Origin of the sequence: Chryseobacterium sp. SORGH_AS_0447 (genome assembly GCF_030818695.1) — a bacterium.
Classification (GTDB): domain Bacteria; phylum Bacteroidota; class Bacteroidia; order Flavobacteriales; family Weeksellaceae; genus Chryseobacterium.
The window spans coordinates 825,996-844,179 of the sequence record NZ_JAUTAR010000001.1; the positions used below are offsets into that span (position 1 = coordinate 825,996).

The window sequence follows — 18,184 nt, forward strand, 5'->3', positions numbered from 1 at the left end:
CAATGTTTAAAATTCAAAGTGACAAACTTTGAACATAGAACTAAAAACCTTAAACCTATATACAACCTTTAGGGTGGTTTTAGCGGTGGGGCTCACCTGTTCCCATTCCGAACACAGAAGTTAAGCCCACCAGCGCCGATGGTACTGCGAATAGCGGGAGAGTAGGTCGCCGCCAGTTTTTATTAAAAGTCTCATGCATTCATTTGTATGAGACTTTTTTTTTAGCCAAGATTCAAGATTCAAGATTCAAAGTTCAAAGTTCAAAATTCAAGGTTCAAAGTGGAGACTACATAAACACAAAAGGTAAAGATGCAATCATAACACCACAACCTATACAAAATCTTACCTCATCATTTATTGCCCGAACTTTCTTTACAACAGACCATTGTTCAACTACTGCCAACCGCCCTAGCCCCGATAGCAGCAAATACCCCACAGCAAGTGGTGGAAAGCCAGGCATCAGCAAAGGAAAAGCCAAGCCGTGAGGAGTAGAAACGGATAGCGGGAAATAGCTCCTGAAATTATCCCTTAAATTAAATACCGTAGTGGAAAATTGGAATTGTTCTTTGATTCTAAAAACTAAAAAATAAACCCGAAACAGCATGTTTCGGGTTACTATATAAATCAGATTTTAACTTTGATATCCTAATAATTTTCTCATCTGGTAGAAGAATCTTTCAATCAGCCGTAAATCTTCCGTTACAATTTCAGCACTTCCTTTAAGTTCTTTGTCGAAAGGAAGGGTTTTGTTATAGCTTGTTTTCAATCCTTTCGGGAGAAGTACATCGACATAATAGTTTCCGTCTTTATCAGGAGAAAGAGAGATGTTCTGAACTTTCCCTTCTACAATTCCATATTCCTGATAACGGTAATTATCCAGTTTGATCAGAACTTTTTCACCTGAAATAATTTTTCCTGAATTGGCTGCCGGTACAGACATTCGGCCAACCAACTTTTCCTTATTTTCGGGAAGAATCGATAAAATAACGTCACCTGCTTTTATAAACTGGTTTTCCCCGAAGAATTGTTGGAAACTGGCGATTCCGTTTGTATTTGAAATGATCAAGTAATTCTGTTCCCATTGTTTCAGAGACTTTCTCAACTGCTCGAACAATTGCAGGGTCTGCGAAGAATAAGTAATTTTATCTTTTTCGGTATTAATGGCAGTACCACTTTTGGTCTTATTAAGATTAGATATCGCTTCTTCCATCTGCGAAAGAGAAATATTAATGTTTTCCAGATTTTGTTGTGCCTGCAGAAATTTTATCTTTTCATTTTCAAGTTCCATGGAAGCAATTACTCCCTGATTATATAGATCCTGAGAACGTTGATAGTTTTTCTTCGTAATTTCATATTTTGCCTGTTCAAGTTTCTTTTGCTGCTTTGTTGTTGCAATTCTTAATCTGTACTCGGAAAGGCTCTGATTGGCCGCCAAATTTTCCGGAGCGTAAGGCTGAAGTCTTGTAAATAGGGTTTCGTCCTGAAATGCTTTTGCAAAGCCATTATAGTCACTTTGAAGTTCGCCGAGTTTAAAATGAGAGACTTCATTTAGAGGAAACGACAATAACTGATCAGGAGCCATTGAATCTATAATTTTTTTAAGCTTTAAAACGTCTTCGTAATTCGCCGTTGACTGCATCACCATCAACACCTGATCCTTTTTGACCTGCTGGTGTTCTTTAATAAATATTTTTTCAATTTTCGCATTGGTTCTTGCTTCCAATTTCTCAGGAGGATTCTGCGAAGTAACAACAATTGGAGCAGGAATAAATTCCGGATACCGGATGACATAGCTCATCATTAAAATTAGCACCAGAATTAAAAATATAATGGTATTTCCCCAACGGATCATCCAATGAGGTGGTTGGGTAAGAATATCCTGAACGCTTTCTGAGCGTAGTTCAATATTGTCTAAGACGTCTTTTTCCATATTTTAAATATAAGCAATCTTCAAAAAATTGAAGATTGCTGTTTCATGCATTAGATCGAATCAAAATCTATCTCATTAAAAGCCATCATTACAGACTTGCGACGAATACATATTCTTATGAACACATGAACCTCTTTTCTCGCACCATAGGAGGTTGCTGCAGCCGCAATCAAAAGGCTCTCCTGGAAGTGGCGGTTCTGTAGGAAAGTAAGCTCCACAAGTACCGATGCCTCCTCCGTTTACTGATTTTAGATTCTCTCTCGTTAATTTTTTTAAATTTTTCATAGTATAATTGTTTAAATGGTTTAAAGTCGACAGTTTTCAGGGCTGTAAAAGTTTATATGGACACAGGCTCCCATTTTTTCGCACCATGCCAGAGAACTGCAAGAACAATTGTATGGTTGTCCAGGCATTGGCGGATCTACAGGAAATTGATCGCCGTCGCAGCCTCCTCCTAAGCCTTCTCCATCACTTCCTTTTACAGATTTCAGGTCTTTTCTGGTTAGTTTTTTAAAATTTTTCATAGTAATTGATTTGTTGATTGACTCCTACTCTTTTAAAGCTTTTCGGTTCCGCTTTTTATTTATGAAATAAACTTAATTTCCAAGTTCAAGCTGATTTTTCACCAACCTATAATATTCGCCTCTTAAATCAACCAATTCGGCATGGCTCCCTTCTTCTACCAATTTTCCTTTGTCTAAAACAATAATCTTATCGGCATGTTTTACGGTTGAAAGGCGGTGGGCAATTACGATTGCTGTCTTTCCTTTGAAGAATTGCTCAAGATTTTCCATAATGACTTTTTCATTATTGGCATCCAATGCCGATGTGGCTTCGTCAAATAAAATATACTCGGGAGATTTGTAAACTGCTCTTGCAATAAAGAGCCTTTGTTTTTGTCCACCACTTACTCCAAGGCCTTCATTTCCGATTTTTGTATTGTAGCTTAGGGGCAGTTCTTCTATAAAATCTTTAATATTCGCAATTTCTACAGCTCTTCTCAGTTTATTTTTATCGACATAATCTTCACCGACAGCAACATTATTCGCTATGGTATCGTTAAAAACATAACCTTCCTGCATGACCACACCACAGTGATCTCTCCAGAAGCGGGCAGAAATATTTTTAAGCTTTGTATTTCCTAGCCGTATTTCTCCTTCGGAAGGTTCGTAAAACTTCATGAGCAATTTCAGCAAAGTCGTTTTACCACTTCCACTGGCTCCTACAATAGCCGTGGTTTTCTGATAAGGAATGGTTAAACTTAAATTTTCAAAAACAGGAACATCCGAGCCGGTATATCTGAAAGACAGATTTTCAATTTCAATATCTTTTCCTGGTAGCTCATGGCTATACTGCTCGTCTTTATTTTCTTCATCCTCTTTATCATGAATTTCACCCAGTCTTTCCAAAGAAATTTTGGCATCCTGTGTCTGTTTAATAAAATCAATCAATTGCAATAAAGGACTGTTCAACTGTCCGATGATATATTGCACGGAAAGCATCATCCCCAGTGTAAGATTCCCTTCGAGAACCAATTTTGCGGAGAGAAAACTCACCAAGATATCTTTCATTTGATTAATGAAATTCCCGCCGACTGATTGCCACTGCTCTAGAGAAAGGGACTTTATTCTTATTTTAAAAAGTTTTACCTGTAAAAATTCCCAATCCCAGCGCTTTTGCTTTTCAGCATTGTGCATTTTGATTTCTTGCATCCCGTTGATAAGCTCGATGACTTTGCTCTGCTCCTGAGAAATCTGGGAAAACCTTTTATAGTCCAGTTCTTTTCTTCTGCCCAGAAAGAAGCTGATCCATCCGATATAAGCTGCTGCTCCGATGATATAAACAATAAACAGCCTGTAGTCATAGAATAAAAGGACAATGCTGAATATAATAAGATTGACTAATGAAAACAGAGTGTTCAGTGAAGAACTCGTTAAAAGCTGCTCGATTCGGTGATGATCATTGATCCGCTGCATGATATCTCCTGTCATTCTTGTATCAAAGAAACTGATCGGGAGTTTCATCAGTTTGATGAAGAAATCTGAAATGATGGAAATATTGATCCTTGCCGAAAGGTGTAGTAAAATCCAGCTTCGGATAATTTCAATACCCATTCTTCCCATAAACAACATGATCTGGGCTAAGAGGACCAGATAGATGAAGTTAAGATCCTGATTCTGAATCCCAACGTCCACAATACTTTGGGTAAGAAAAGGAAAGATTAAAGAAAGTAAACTTCCTGCCAAAAGGCCTACGGCCAGTTGTATGACAAGCGACTTGTATTTCAATAAATATTTGGAAAGAAATGAAAAACTGGCTTTACTTTCTTGGTCATCAAATTCCGTCTGGAAAAATGCCGGAGTGGTTTCTAAAATCAATACAATACCTTCTTCCGTTTTTTCATTTGCATTTTCGCCGATCCACAATTTAATGAATTCCTCTCTGGTGTAAGTTATTAAGCCATAGCCTGGATCAGAAACATAGACTTTGTTATTTTTATCAATTTTATAAACTACAACAAAGTGATTTTTGTTCCAGTGTACAATACAGGGAAGCGGTACTTCTTCAGCGAGAGATTCAAAATTAATCTGAACTCCTAAAGAACGGAAGCCCAGGTCTTCAGCTGCATCGCTTAAACCTAGTAAGCTGCTGCCCTCACGGGTCGTTTCTGAGAGATTACGAATTTGTTGTAGAGAAATGCTTTTTCCGTAATGTTTACTTACGATACGAAGGCATGTAGGACCACAGTCTTTAGAATCCGGTTGGCGATAGAAAGGAAAGGATTTCAATGATTATTTTTTTATTTATAAATAAGTTGCCGCCGGTCTGACGGCAACTATTTTATTCAAATCTTGTGGCTTAGAAATAGCAATATTTATTGCAAACTCTTTCACAGCCGGATAAGGTAACATCAGGATTGGATGAATTTGGATCAGCCTGACATGCTGCAAGTGTAGTGTAACATGCAGTTGCAGACTCCTGTCTCTGTACACATTCAACTGAAATTCCTCCCTTAATAGATTTCAAGTTTCCTCTTGATAACTTTTTTAGATTTTTCATTGTCAGGTTTGTTTTGTGCTTTTTAATTAAAATCCATATGCGGATACACATTCTCCTCCAACTCTGCAGCCCAATCTGTTTCCATTCTGATCCGGTGCAGACATTAAGCATGGAGCCGCATCAAAATTATTATGGCATAGTTGTGTATGTTCTTGGGTAAAACCACCTTTAACATTTCGAAGAGCTTCTCTTGAGATTTTTTTGAGATTTTTCATAATAAGATTTAGGATTAATTAACGACAATATTTGTTACATACTTGTATGCAGAGTTCATCAAGATTAGGATCAATATTAGCTTGACATGCACTTAGGCTTGAAAAACAAGTCATTGTTGCTTGGGCTCTTGCACATTCTTCAGTAATTCCCCCTTTTACGTTTTTCAAATTCTCTCTTGAGATTTTTTTTAAATTTTTCATAGTACTAATTTGTTTTAATTTGTTTTTATATTAAAAAGGACATTGATCGGCACTTCTGCACAGTCCATCAAATCTTCCTCCGTTTCTACAGCAGATGGATGTTCCGGGACAATAATCATCACCGGTCCTGCAAGCAATTCCGCCAATAACTGTTTTTAGCTGGCTTCTTTCAAGTTTCTTTAGATTTTTCATATCAATAAGTTTTTAGTTATCCGTAAATAGGATCCCAACAGTCTGATGGCTTGCACTGCGTTCCACTCATACATAAGACATTACAGCCTGACAGGCACATTACTTCGTTACGATTTGGGCAATACCATCCGCCCATACCGTCACTTACCGGCGGACCATAGCCACCCTGAATCATTCTCAGATCCTCTCTGGGGATTTTCTTTAGATTTTTCATTGTAATTAATTTTTAGATTTCCTACTCTTTTCAAGCTTTTCGGATTCCGCTTTAAATTTGTCCTAATATAGTGAATATTATATATCAAAAACTATTTGAGAATTAATTTCTTCATCCTCCGTTAATTCGTCGATGAAGTAATAGATATCTTCGCGGTCATATTTGTCAGGAAACTGGTAACCGTTGATTAAAATGATGGGTGTAAAATTAAGGCCTGCATTTCTGTTCTCTGTCGACATTTCAATAAGGGGTGTCAGATCTTCATTGTTTGAAGCGGCTCCAGCTTTTTGTCTTATTTTATTTTCGTTTTTGTTTTCAAACCAGTATTCAACCAGATGTAAAAATTCCTGCGTCGACTTGTTTTTATAAGTATACATGAAATCTGACATAAGATGGGTGAACTTTTCATTCTGCTTGTCAGGGGTATAATTAAACCTCATCTGTACGGAAATCTCATTCGGATATTTACTCAGTAAATTTTCCATGATTTTGTGTGCATCTTTACAGAATCCGCAATAGGGATTGGAAACAATCGAAAGGTGAAGCTTGGCGTCTCTGTTTCCTACAAAGAACGTTTCATTATCACTGAAACTTATTTTTTCATTTTCCACAAGTTCTCTCTTGAACAGCTCGTAGTTTCTTTTAAACCTTAAGTTTTTGGCATTAGATTTTTGCAGGGTCTCTTTATCTTGAAGGGTATTATTTAAATATAAGACTACCGAAAATACAGCAATCCATAAAATAAGGCTTAGTAAAGCAGTCCGTATATCAAATACAGCATTTTCAAACAATAGAAGTCCTACAAACAATTGGACAATTAATACAGAGATAATCAGCAGGCAGACGCGGCAAAATGTTTTTTCTATGAATCCCTGAATATATAGCGAATAGCCAATTGCAATAAGAGAAGCGAAGGTGAATCCTTTGATGATAAATGACGTAGCAGGTAAAAATAATCCCAGAACGGTTATTCCAATAAAATAGATTAATGAAAAATCAGAGAATTTCAAACCTAGAATTCTGGTTTTATCCTGATTGATAATTTTATTACAGGAATTTACATTTTGATTTCCGGCGGCATCCCCGCAGATACTCCCGATAACGTTAGAAGTATTTCCAAATTTCTGATTGAAAATTTCCAGGGAAATATAGACTCCTGCCAGAGAAAGAATGGTAAAGATAGCTTCGTACCATGCCTGGCTTGTAATAGAATAAAGTAAAATTACTGCAAAAACAGCATAGATAAAAGGTTTGTAACTCGTAACAGATTTACTTTCCACTTTATCTTTTTCAAAAAGCAAAACAAAATCTGTGGATTTTTTGTAAAGCTCATCTTTATTTAATGTTTTTGCTTTGTCGGAATATATTGAATATTGGCTGCCATTTTTCTTTACTAATGAAAACGAGTTGTCAACAATGGCAATAAATTCTTCCGGCAGCTCGTCCCAATATTCTTTATCCAATTCATAGGCATCGTTTCTTACGCCCATGAAATTAAGAGTATCACTGAAGGCTAATGCTGAAGGGTAGTTGGGATGTGAGTTGAACTGAAAAAGAAACTCTTGTTTGTCGAGTTTTAAATGGTTAATAAGTTTGTCCAATAGCATATTAATATTTTTCATCTAAAATAAGCAGATGTTTGAAAAAAACAAATACTTTTTTCAAATTAACGTGATTTATAATTGTTTTATTGTTTACAGGTATGCTATATGCGACTAGCGAGTAATAGATTACATTTTATTATTTTATAAAATTCTGTAAGTCTTTAGCTGTAGATAAGCCGACTGTTGCCTTTATGATCTTAAAATCATTATCAACAAGAACCGTATAAGGAATCGCCCCGTTCAGCCTGAAACGCATCTGGACTTTTTCGTAATCCGGATCTTTTTCATTGATAACGAATTGCTTCCAGTTCATCTGCTCTTCTTTTAAAGCTTTTTTCCATGCATTTTTATCTGTATCGATGGAAATTGAGATAAATTCTAAATCTGAATCCTTACTGTTGTAAATTGTCTTTAAAAAAGGAATCTCCTGTCGACAAGGTCCGCACCAGCTTGCCCAGAATATAACCAGATGTTTTTTATATCTGAAATCGAGAACCGCAGATTTTTTGCCGGTAGTGTCTTCAAGCAAAGGCATCGCCGAATTCTTTTCATTAGATCTTTTCTTATTATAGGCAGATAGTTTTTTAAAAGATTCACTTTCCGTAATATCCCCTTTGAATAGCTTTAAAAATTCATCGACCTGTTGCGGTGAAAAGCTGTTTTTGTTGTCCTCAATATTATATAATAGATGATAAGAAAAGGGATATTGTTTAATTTTATTTTCTATTAATATGATATTTTTTGAATTAGTATCATCAAATAAATCACAATCGATATTATACAAAGCATTCGTCTGCATTCCGGCAGAAATTTTTGGGCTTGTCACAATTTTGTATTTAGGATCTAGAGTCAAATCCTTTGGATTAAATTCCTTTAACTGACCATTAATTGAAATAATAGAATCAGAAAAGAAATATTGAGACTGACAACCCGATCCTTTGTAGTTAGCATTAGTGGGAAAGGAAAAGGATCTTTTTATCCCATTATGATCTATATGTTCTATTCCTAAATATTGTGGCTCAGCAGTTTTCCGGATGTATATTATTTTAAATTTTCCTTTTTTCGTTTCTACACTATCTATACGGTTATTATATTTGTCTTTGTACAAATATAGTGTACCATCCTGTAGATTAGGAATATTGCCTTGGATTACAGTTTTATATTTATTATTACTACAAGATAGAGTAAAGAAAGCAATAATTAGTGATAATAGTAATTTATAATTCATAACTCATAATATTTAATTATAATGAAGTTTGCCACAACTTGGCAAACTTCATATATTTAATTATAAAGGTGAAAATTTAAGTTAGCATCTTGATTGACCACCATTAGACGTGACATTAGTGTGCCCTAAACCTGTATCACAATAACTGCTTTTAACTGGTACGGAAACATCACCAACCTGTTGCCATTCTACCGTAGTAACACATTCTCCGTCTCTTCTAATCCACTGTCCATCAGTTGATTGTATAAAGTGAGAACATGCCCGTCTTCCACCAAATACATCTTTCAAATCTTGTCTTGAAAGTTTCTTTAAATTTTTCATTTGCTTTATTTTTTGAATTAATAATTTGCTTTCGCCATACAATCCCTGGCATGGGTTTCACTGATCAGTAGTTCAAAATATATCTGTACATATATACTTTGAGTTTTTAAAAGCGCTTTATCAATATTGAATTTTCAAATCTATAAAATTTTTTTTCACTTTGTATGGATAAAATTTGCGATTTTTTTGCGATTCTTAAACATTTCGCTTGCAAAATTTGCATTCAGTTTTATACATTTGCTGAAAACCACAAAAAATGATACAAGGAAGATTAAGAAATCTCCGAAAGAAAAAAGGGATAAGCCAGAAAGAAATAGCAAGAATATTATCTATAGACATTTCTAGCTATTGCCGTAAAGAAAACGGGAAATCGAAAATTCATGATGATGAGTGGGAGAAACTGGCCACCATCTTAAATGTTTCTGCTGATGAGATTAAGGAAAAAGAGAATAGTGGAATGGTGTATGATGACAATCCAACATCTAGTACAAATTCTGGAAATTATAATCAATATTTTAATCTTCCCAATTCAATACTTGAAAATTTGCATGATTACATAAGCATTCTGAAACATGAAAATGAATCTTTAAAAGCAGAATTAGAAAAATTGAAATATAAATAATAAGCATCAGCCAGGATGCTTTTACTTTTTGTAGGAATGCAACATTATGATTATGATATTTCACTTTAAGAGGATTTTTTTTGACTTGCCGTCTAATCATATTCTGAAAATAACTAAAAAATTCATTTATGCTAAACGGCGTTTGATCTTATACTGTATTTTTCAATTGCTGTAAATCCCAATGATCGTCTGATCAAGTATTTATGTCTATCAATAATGAGTGAGTAGTTCTATTAACTTAATGAAAAGTTTGAAAATTCTTAAAGTTTTCATAAAGTTTTAAAAAACAGTTTAATTTTTTTTTTTATTCTGAAATATATTGTACTTTTACAAAGCCTTGAATGAGGGAACAAGTCAAGGTAATAAATTTTTTTTCATCATTTGTGTTTTTAGAATCGTATCGCCTGATACGATTCTTTTATTTTATACCCTTTCGTAATTTAATAAAAGATCAATGAAATAGGAATAGGTAACGGATCCTTCCTGTTGATTACTCTTTAAAAAAAGGTTATTGGTAAATCCGAAAAAATCATCGAGCCAACCCTGATGTTGTAATACAAATGCTTTTTCATAAGCTCTGTCTCTCTTCATCTGAGGGGAATAATTTTCCAGCATTGTTTTTACAAATTCCGGATCTTTTTCTACAATAAAATTCAGCAGGCTTTTTAAAGTAAAATATTCTGTGCTGTAACGCAGTTCCGAGTTTTTAGAATTGATGCCGATCAGATAACCTACAAAATTGGCTTCCTGTTCCCGGGCAAAACCGAGCTGATGAGAACTCTCGTGAGCCGATGTAAAAGGAATATAAGTATTGGGCAACTGCGAATTGTACTGCGCTTCTGCGGTAAACGGATTATAATATCCCAGAATACCTGTAAAGCTCATTACGTTTCTGAAAAGACTGGGTTTAAATGAATTGACTTCAGGAGCTTTTTTACCGGAAATGGATTTTGGAAGACTGGCCTGCCCGGCAAGAATTTCTTTTTGTATGGATCTTAGATCTGTGATAATAAAAATTCCGTTTCGGTCTTCCTTCACCAGACTTCTGGTTTTTTTACACTTTTCCAGGTATTTTAGAGCCAGAACTTTTGCTTTTTCAGTAGTTGGTTCTTCCTGAGTAGAAAGTTTTTTGATGATTGGCGTCTGGAAATACAGCATTCCCCAGAATATCTGATATAGAAAATAGAAAATATTAACCCCAATTAAAAGGGTAAGGAGAGAAAAATGCCTGCGTTTCTTTTTAAATGAAATAACAATATAATAAAGGAGAAAAACTCCTATCAGGATATAAAAAACATCTCCGAAGGAAAACGGGATCCACGCAAAAACTGCCTGATGGACTTCCTTCTGAATTTCAAAAAAGCTTTCAAAAAAAGAAACTACCATTGCTGATTTTGAAAACAGGTAGAACAAAAGAAATTGGGCAAGTAATATACCTGCCCAACATCTTTTCTTATGTATTATTTTTGTTTTATTAGTGACCACTGCCTTTTGTGATTTTGTCAAGATCAATTCCCTGGGATTTCAGGATTCCGCTTACTCTTATGGCGTAGAAAGCAAGATAAGCAAAACAAATTACTCCTACAATATAGCTGAAGTGAATATTGGTAAGATCGGCAACATATCCCTGGATCAGACTGACGATACCGCCTCCCATAATCATCATGATTAATAAACCGGAGCCTTGGTTGGTGTGTTTCCCAAGACCATTGATCGCGAGGGCGAAAATACACGGCCAAAGGGTAGAGCAGAATAAACCGACACTTGTGAATGCATATACGGAAACCATGCCGTCGGTAAACATACCTATTAATAAAGAAGCGATACCTGCTACCGAGAAAATCAGAAGCATTCTCGCTGGATTTCCTTTGCTTAAAATATCACAGATGATCATTGCAATAATAATCAGTCCATAAATGTAGAAGTGGGAAAGATCGTGCTTGGCAATGGCATTTACCAGTAAAAAAACACCGAAAGCCAGGTAAGGCGCCAGGAATCTTAATACTTTTTTGAATCCTGCACTGATGTCAAAAGCTTCAACGGCACCGGTCCATCGGCCGATCATCAGAGAAGCCCAGTATAAAGAAATGTAAGGCGCTACGTCTTTGGTTTCGAAATTCAGGTTTTTTTCCATGTAAGCAGGAAGATTACTTGCCGTAGAAACTTCTACTCCTACATAAACGAAAATAGCAATCATTCCCATCACAAGCTGCGGATAGGCCAAAGCCGATTTGCGGTGTTCTCCTTTTACAACATCATCCGTATTTTCCGTGTTTGTCGGGGTTACAGCTGGAAGCGAAGAAAATTTCAGCATAATAGCTACCAAAACAAATGCTACTCCTAAAATTAAATAAGGAACTTTCACACTTTCAACACTTACATCATTCGTAGCTGCCGCTGCCGATCCGAAGATGGCAAAAGAGACGATAAGTGGACCGATGGTTGTTCCCAGGTTGTTGATTCCTCCCGCCATGGTCAATCGCTGAGATCCTGTTTCGGAAGGTCCTACCTCAATAGCTAAAGGGTTGGCCACGATCTGCTGGAGCGAAAATCCAAGCCCCACAATGAACAGTCCTGAAATCATCAACAGGAAAGAGTGCAGGTTGGCGGCCGGATAGAACAGCAAAGTTCCTGCGGCAGAAATCAGAAGCCCTACGATAAGCCCGTTTTTGTATCCGATTTTATTAACGAGATCCTGCTTTAATCCTGCAGAAATAAGCATATAAATTAAAGAACCCACCGTATACGCTACATAGAAGCAGATCTGCACAAGCATACTTTCGGTTTGGGATAAATTAAAGGCTTTTTGGAAAACAGGGATCAGGATGTCGTTACTTGCAGCGATGAATCCCCAGAAGAAAAATACAGTCACCAGCGGAACGAATTGTCCCCAATTAGTTTGTTTAGAATAATTTGACATATTTGTTGAAAATTTCTGAAAACAAATATATATTATTTCTACTAATTATGGTGTTGAAGCAATGTTTTTTTTATTGTCTCAAATGAAGACAATTTAAGCTCTTTCGGCGATGCGGAAGGGGGAAGAATCCCATTGAAATAGACCTTGGCTTTTCCTGGATATCCTTTGGCTTTATCAAACGGGAACATTTCCTTTAATCCGATAAACGTAAAGATAACGATCGGTGAATTGTGCTTCGAAGAAAGGGTGAATGCGCCATCCTTAAATTCATCCAGAATAATAGAAGTATCGTCCGGAACGCCTCCTTCCGGAAAAATAACGATGCTGTTGCCTTCTTCCATTTTTTCGGCACACCTTCTGTAAACATCTGCACGGCTTCTGGCACTTTTCCGGTCTACCATGACACATATCCTTTTATAGATGGTCCCGAAAATCGGTATTTTTACCAGCTCTTTCTTACCTACAAAACAGATCGGGTGCTCACAGAGAATGCACATCAGCATAATATCCATGATCGACGTATGGTTTGAAATAAAAACATACTGCTGGTTCTTATCAAGTTTCTGCTGGGAAAGTTTCGTTAGTTCATACCGTAAACCCATTCCGTAAAACATGCAGTAGCTCCAGCAGCGTATAAATACATAGGCGTATTTATAATGTTTTTTACTGAATGATAAAAGATAAACCGGGATCCCGAACAGAATCGTAAAGACAAAGGCGAGGATCATCATCCATACTCTCCAGAGGTAATTTAAAATCTTTGTCACTGCTTATCCGTTAAAAATTACTTTTTTCTTTACTGAATAATTCAGGATCGATACCAGCAGGATGGCGGCGATCTTACTGATCATTTCCGGACTCAGCGTGTAAATCATCAGATCGATATTATCCTTAAATATATAACTGTAAAAAATCTGGAAAAAGGCGAGGCTTAACAGGGTGGAAATAAAAGATACCAGCATAAAATAAGCAAACTCCTTTTTCTTTGAGTGCTTTCCCCGCTCAAATACAAACCAGATGCTCAGGAAATAATTGCTGATGATCCCGCAGCTGGTTGAGAAAATATTGCTCAGCGGATAATGGATCCCGTGAAAATTGGTTTCCCGCGTAAAAAATTGGGGCAGAGAGGTACTGAAGAATTTGAAGCTCCCGATTTCTACAATGGCGCTCAGCCCTCCGGCAATGATGAAGAACAGCACCTGTTTCTGACGTAGTATTAAATCTCTCATCCGATTTTTATGATATGCAAATTTATAACTATATGTTAAACACTTAAAAAAAGATGTTAAATATTTTTTTTGATTCGAAATTATTTCTAAATTTAGTTTTCGGAAAGATGCAAGCGCAACCTGATAATAAATTAATTTTCAACTGTTTATGTTGACGGTTTTTTCCTATCTTGTCATATGACCCCAGTCATATCATCAAAAATTTTTAACGGTCCCATTTAATAATATTTGTATGAAACGTCAAAACAAATACAGAAAATTCCAGCTTCAGCAGCAGAATATTGAAGCTTTAGAAAGAGAAAATACCCGCTTCAAACGGGTTTACTCCGAATATGAAAATATGTCCAACGAACTCTGGAACCTCGAAAACTCCAGCGGCGAACCGGTACCCGATGATTTTATCAATGCCATGATCCTTCAGACCTCCTACCTTGAAGAAGAGATCGAAGACTGGCTGATTCAGTTTAACGATAACAAAGCAGAGCTAAAACAATGAGGATGAATTTTGTACTGGATTACTAAAAAGAGAACTTACTGAAATGTTGGTTCTCTTTTTTTATTTTATAGTAGTATCAGTAATGTCCTGCTAATAAAAAACATTTGGTATTCGCAATGTCATGCTGAGCCTGTCGAAGCATCCGCAAACTTACTTACTTTTTAACGCTTCAATCTCCGCTTTGAGATCTTTAATCTGCTGCTCGTAAACCTCAATCAGCTTTTTTGAAACCTCAGAGTATTCGTAGTAAATATTTTCATTGTCGACTGCCTGGTAGCCTGTTGCATTTTCACGGATCTCTTGGTTAAAATTTTTTTGAGAATCGGTTTCTAATAATTCATTCAGCGGGGTTTCCAGGATTTTGGAAATATCCACCAGCCTTTCTACCGTCAGTTTTGTTTCACCCGTTTCTATTTTGCGGTAAGCGGAAGTGCTGAGATCCAGATCATGCGCCATGTTCTCGTAAGAAAAGCCTTTCTTGCTTCTGATCTCTGCGATCTTCTTAATAATCTTTTCCATAATAGTAAAAATATTTTTCGTAAAAGTAATAATTTTTCCGGAAAAGTGTGTTGTACATCAAGGAATTTACTTTAGTATTGCAGAAAATTAATAATCAAAAAACATGATGAAAAAAATCAATTTTCTGTTTTCGTTTCTGCTGATACTGTTTCTTTCTAATTGTAGATCGGAGGATCTTTCCGAAAAAGACAACCTACCGGGATTACTTGGAAAATTTACTTCGAGAAAAATATTGCCATCAGAATTTCAAAAAATTGACGGATTAAATGAAAAGTTTGGTAAAAGTGAAAAATTTCTAGCTCAAAAGCTTTCTACTGGAAAAAATATAATGGATGGAGCTGTAATAGACTCTGCTTATGCTTTAGAAGCAACAGATGGTAATATCGTTTCATATACTTTTCCTGTCTACAGAAGTAATCAAAAAGGGTATTTTGAGAATTTGGTTCTTCAGAAAAAAGTAGGTGAGCATAACTTCAAATCTCTTTTATACAGATATCAACGTATCGGAGCAAGTAAATATAATACGCAAAATATTGAAGTTTATAATCTGGATACTATTACTTCAAGCGTAGTCGGCAAAATAAAGTATACCACCGTATCTTCTGCAACCGGTTGTTTTGAATTCCAGACTACAAGTGCTGACTGTGGTTTTAAAGGTCATCATACCAATGGACAATATTGCCCTCAATCCGGCAGCTATATGCCGTATGATTATGTAACTGTTTTCGACAATTGCCCACAGAGTGGAGGTGGTGGAAGCGGAGGAGATGGTACTCCTGGCAATAATAATCCATCTCCGGGTGGAGGGGGTGGAAATTATGGTGCAACAATTCCCATTCCCAATTATCCTAGATGGGGGATATGCAGTGAGAGAACCGGTGCCCACTGGGATGCATTTGGCCTGAATTCAGATCAGTTAGCCTTTATTAATGGCTATGCCCAAAATGCACTCCGTGGTGAGATGGTGTCATTTTTGGGAAATAATGAAGTTTTTACCTTCGATTGTGACGCTCCCAGAACCATCTCACCTGAAGTAAAATCTGTAGGGCTATGGATTATTAATTCGGCTATGACAAATCCGGACTTTCTGAATTCAGAATTCTGGGCAGATTTTGTGAATGGCAATTTGCAGGTACAATTAGCTGCCATTAGCTATTTATCTCAAAATAATTTAAGCTGGTCACAAGCAGAACAAACAATTAGTTCTATAATAACATTCGTAAATGAAAACCCTGACACTGATGACATACCGAATATTTTCAATCGTGTACAAGCTTTAGACAATGCCTTAACTCAAAATCCTAATTTATTGTTGGACATTCCTTGTGGGGAATTATCTAAATGGCAAGAATTGGCAACACATCCTGTTCCTGTATCTATTAAAAATCGACTTTTCCAAATCAATGGGCTTACGCATTGGTATCAAGACGATTTCGCAATACAAAATTTAGATTTCGCATCTGGGCCAGGAGTAAACATGGACTTATTTCCAATCAGAATTACGAGTATGCCATTTAAACCTGGAACAAATCAAAAATATACACATGCTGAGTTTTTTGATTTTTTCCGAAGGAATATTAATCAATTCGCTGAGAGTTTTACTCCAATTGTTGATAGTTCTTATGGTATTGATGATACAGCTTTATGGTTTTCAAATAATCCATTAGGTGCATTAATCCATATAGAAATACCTGGCGATAATGGAACTGTTGTTTGTTCTGGATACAATACACAAGCATGGATATTTACCACAATCAAAGCTCCAATTACTTTGGATGGTCTACATCCTGTTAGCGGAAATAGACTTTTTGGATATTATGAAGACTCTAATGGTTTTATGTATATTTACACAAGAGGAGTTGATAGATTTACAAAACCATTAGGAAGCGTAGCAATTAACTATTTAGCTGAAAACTATGCATTTTCAAAGGCTGATGAATTATGGAAGGGTATGCAATCTAAATTAGAGAATTATATTAATTCTATTCAAAATGGAGGTTTAGCAAATAAACTAGAGCCTAAAACTTACAGACCTGCATATGCAAAAGTCAAAGAGTACTTAAAAGGTCAGACCCCATTATCAAGTCTGGGATGTCACTAAAATTTTTATTATGAAATTTGTAGAAAATTTACACAAATTAATATTAGTAACACTTAGCTTTATTTTTGCAAAAAATATTCTGCAGATATTTTTTGGAATAGTTAGTAATTCTCCTAATAAACAATATGATAGTCTAATTCTAATTAATCCTTCAAACTTTACTGGATCAACCTTAGAGTTTTATTTTTTTTATTTTTTTCTTTATGAGATTTTGATTATCGGATCAACTGCCTATTTATTATTATACATCGCTTTATTTTTCATAACTAAAAAATTAGGAAATAGTCTTTGGTTACAAATATTATATTTATTATTCACCTATTTTATTGCAACAATATTCTATAATACATCAGTAAACTTCTTCTGTATATTAATAAGTATAATATTAGGTGTTTTAAATTGGAATATTTTTAAAAGATATATTAAATAAATATGAAAGAAAAAATTTTGTTTATACTACTATTAGTAATCAACATCAACATAGATTCACAGATATTCAAAGAACCTTATTATTTTGTTGGCCCCGACGAAATGCACGTCTATAAAAAATCGAATGATACCTTATATACATCAACAGCATTTTCTGTAAAGTTGCCGGAAACCACAAAATATAGAGAGCATTATAAAATTTGGAGTGTAAAAGAAAATCCATCTGATATTACTATAATGAAGCTGGAAAATCTTGACAGTATTCCATTAACAACGGACCCATATCCTGAAGACAGATTCAGAATTTTTGTATTTAAGAAAAATAGTGAGAAGGAGGCGGTGTTAATTAATGACATCGGCCATTTAACAAAACAAGAACTGGCGAATTATAATACAGATACAATTCAGTCAAAAAAGAGTATAGGTATGAAATTATATAGCTTGTCTTATATGAAGGAATTAATGAAACTGAAAAAAGTTGTTAGTAAAAGTGATGTTGATAAAATTAATAATGAGCTCAATAATCCCAAGTATTTAAATCTTATAGAAGACTACAAGAAGGAAAATAAATTGTTTGATCCATACGCTTCGATTCTAGCTGCGGATTTAATAAATACTGCTTGCTTGAATCTTGGATATAGTCCGATCGGAGCGAGTTTTTCTATGAATATTATTAATTCTGATAAAAAAGAGAAAGAAAAAATAATTAAAGAATTTTATAAACGATTAAGTCAATAAAAAAAGAAAGATTCCAGGAATTCCTGGAATCTTTCTTTTTATGGATTATTATGATCTTTTTGATGATACTTTAAAAATTGTCTGTTTAATTTAAATAAGAAGTGTAATAATCAAAACCACAAATACTTATCCCTGAAACGCCTCATGAATAAATAACTGAATAAA

19 protein-coding genes and 1 rRNA gene are annotated in these 18,184 nt (G+C 35.3%); 6 read left to right on the plus strand and 14 right to left on the minus strand.

All coding sequences use genetic code 11. From position 1 onward, the window contains the following. Nucleotides 1-69: 69 nt before the first annotated feature. A 5S ribosomal RNA gene (rrf, locus tag QE422_RS03950) occupies nt 70-178 on the plus strand. A 453-nt stretch (nt 179-631) separates the two neighbouring features. Here rrf and QE422_RS03955 read toward each other — a convergent pair. From QE422_RS03955 to QE422_RS03995, 9 genes are all read right to left on the minus strand, one after another. Then, nucleotides 632-1,930, minus strand: a complete 1,299-nt coding sequence (locus QE422_RS03955) for an HlyD family secretion protein (protein WP_307455215.1) — start codon at nt 1,928-1,930, stop codon at nt 632-634. Between the two features lie 305 nt (nt 1,931-2,235). Next, entirely contained in the window at nt 2,236-2,454 is a 219-nt protein-coding gene (locus QE422_RS03960) for a hypothetical protein (protein WP_307455217.1), read from the minus strand. Nucleotides 2,455-2,526: 72 nt separating this feature from the next. Next, the gene (locus QE422_RS03965; protein ID WP_307455218.1) at nt 2,527-4,719 is read right to left on the minus strand and encodes a peptidase domain-containing ABC transporter; all 2,193 of its coding nucleotides are present in this window, start codon (nt 4,717-4,719) and stop codon (nt 2,527-2,529) included. Between the two features lie 504 nt (nt 4,720-5,223). Next, nucleotides 5,224-5,406 (minus strand): hypothetical protein, encoded by a 183-nt coding sequence (locus QE422_RS03970; RefSeq protein WP_307455220.1) that lies wholly within the window; start codon nt 5,404-5,406, stop codon nt 5,224-5,226. 30 nt (nt 5,407-5,436) lie between these two features. Then, on the minus strand, nt 5,437-5,598 hold the full coding sequence (locus QE422_RS03975; protein ID WP_307455222.1) for a hypothetical protein: 162 nt from the start codon (nt 5,596-5,598) through the stop codon (nt 5,437-5,439). Nucleotides 5,599-5,614: 16 nt separating this feature from the next. Then, nucleotides 5,615-5,812, minus strand: a complete 198-nt coding sequence (locus QE422_RS03980; protein WP_307455225.1) for a hypothetical protein — start codon at nt 5,810-5,812, stop codon at nt 5,615-5,617. A 77-nt stretch (nt 5,813-5,889) separates the two neighbouring features. Beyond that, complete coding sequence (locus tag QE422_RS03985) at nt 5,890-7,419, minus strand: thioredoxin domain-containing protein (RefSeq protein WP_307455227.1); 1,530 nt, start codon at nt 7,417-7,419, stop codon at nt 5,890-5,892. Between the two features lie 133 nt (nt 7,420-7,552). After that, nucleotides 7,553-8,644, minus strand: coding sequence for a TlpA disulfide reductase family protein (locus QE422_RS03990; protein WP_307455229.1), 1,092 nt, complete (start codon nt 8,642-8,644; stop codon nt 7,553-7,555). 81 nt (nt 8,645-8,725) lie between these two features. Continuing rightward, the gene (locus QE422_RS03995) at nt 8,726-8,965 is read right to left on the minus strand and encodes a hypothetical protein (protein ID WP_294199191.1); all 240 of its coding nucleotides are present in this window, start codon (nt 8,963-8,965) and stop codon (nt 8,726-8,728) included. A gap of 256 nt (nt 8,966-9,221) precedes the next feature. On the opposite strand from QE422_RS03995, the gene QE422_RS04000 reads away from it, so the two are divergent. Further along, the gene (locus QE422_RS04000; protein WP_307455230.1) at nt 9,222-9,587 is read left to right on the plus strand and encodes a helix-turn-helix domain-containing protein; all 366 of its coding nucleotides are present in this window, start codon (nt 9,222-9,224) and stop codon (nt 9,585-9,587) included. 423 nt (nt 9,588-10,010) lie between these two features. Here the strand turns inward: QE422_RS04000 and QE422_RS04005 are convergent, their stop codons facing one another. From QE422_RS04005 to QE422_RS04020, 4 genes are all read right to left on the minus strand, one after another. Then, complete coding sequence (locus QE422_RS04005; protein WP_307455231.1) at nt 10,011-10,973, minus strand: DUF3810 domain-containing protein; 963 nt, start codon at nt 10,971-10,973, stop codon at nt 10,011-10,013. A gap of 88 nt (nt 10,974-11,061) precedes the next feature. Continuing rightward, nucleotides 11,062-12,507: a sugar MFS transporter gene (locus QE422_RS04010; RefSeq protein WP_307455233.1), complete on the minus strand. Its 1,446-nt coding sequence runs from the start codon at nt 12,505-12,507 to the stop codon at nt 11,062-11,064. Nucleotides 12,508-12,548: 41 nt separating this feature from the next. After that, a complete protein-coding gene (locus tag QE422_RS04015; protein WP_307455235.1) occupies nt 12,549-13,274 on the minus strand; it encodes a 1-acyl-sn-glycerol-3-phosphate acyltransferase in 726 nt (241 codons plus the stop codon). Between the two features lie 3 nt (nt 13,275-13,277). Beyond that, nucleotides 13,278-13,736, minus strand: a complete 459-nt coding sequence (locus tag QE422_RS04020; RefSeq protein ID WP_307455237.1) for a GtrA family protein — start codon at nt 13,734-13,736, stop codon at nt 13,278-13,280. A gap of 232 nt (nt 13,737-13,968) precedes the next feature. Here QE422_RS04020 and QE422_RS04025 point away from each other — a divergent pair, with 232 nt between their 5' ends. Further along, nucleotides 13,969-14,232: a hypothetical protein gene (locus QE422_RS04025; protein ID WP_307455239.1), complete on the plus strand. Its 264-nt coding sequence runs from the start codon at nt 13,969-13,971 to the stop codon at nt 14,230-14,232. 150 nt (nt 14,233-14,382) lie between these two features. Here QE422_RS04025 and QE422_RS04030 read toward each other — a convergent pair whose 3' ends face one another. Then, nucleotides 14,383-14,751 (minus strand): helix-turn-helix domain-containing protein, encoded by a 369-nt coding sequence (locus QE422_RS04030; RefSeq protein ID WP_307455241.1) that lies wholly within the window; start codon nt 14,749-14,751, stop codon nt 14,383-14,385. Between the two features lie 103 nt (nt 14,752-14,854). Between QE422_RS04030 and QE422_RS04035 the strand changes: the two genes are divergently transcribed. Genes QE422_RS04035 through QE422_RS04045 form a run of 3 tightly spaced genes read left to right on the plus strand, consistent with a single transcriptional unit; the run spans nt 14,855 to nt 18,019 of the window. Beyond that, nucleotides 14,855-16,852, plus strand: a complete 1,998-nt coding sequence (locus QE422_RS04035; protein WP_307455242.1) for a hypothetical protein — start codon at nt 14,855-14,857, stop codon at nt 16,850-16,852. A gap of 10 nt (nt 16,853-16,862) precedes the next feature. Further along, entirely contained in the window at nt 16,863-17,282 is a 420-nt protein-coding gene (locus QE422_RS04040; protein ID WP_307455243.1) for a hypothetical protein, read from the plus strand. 2 nt (nt 17,283-17,284) lie between these two features. Beyond that, nucleotides 17,285-18,019, plus strand: coding sequence for a hypothetical protein (locus QE422_RS04045; RefSeq protein WP_307455245.1), 735 nt, complete (start codon nt 17,285-17,287; stop codon nt 18,017-18,019). Nucleotides 18,020-18,184 lie beyond the last annotated feature (165 nt).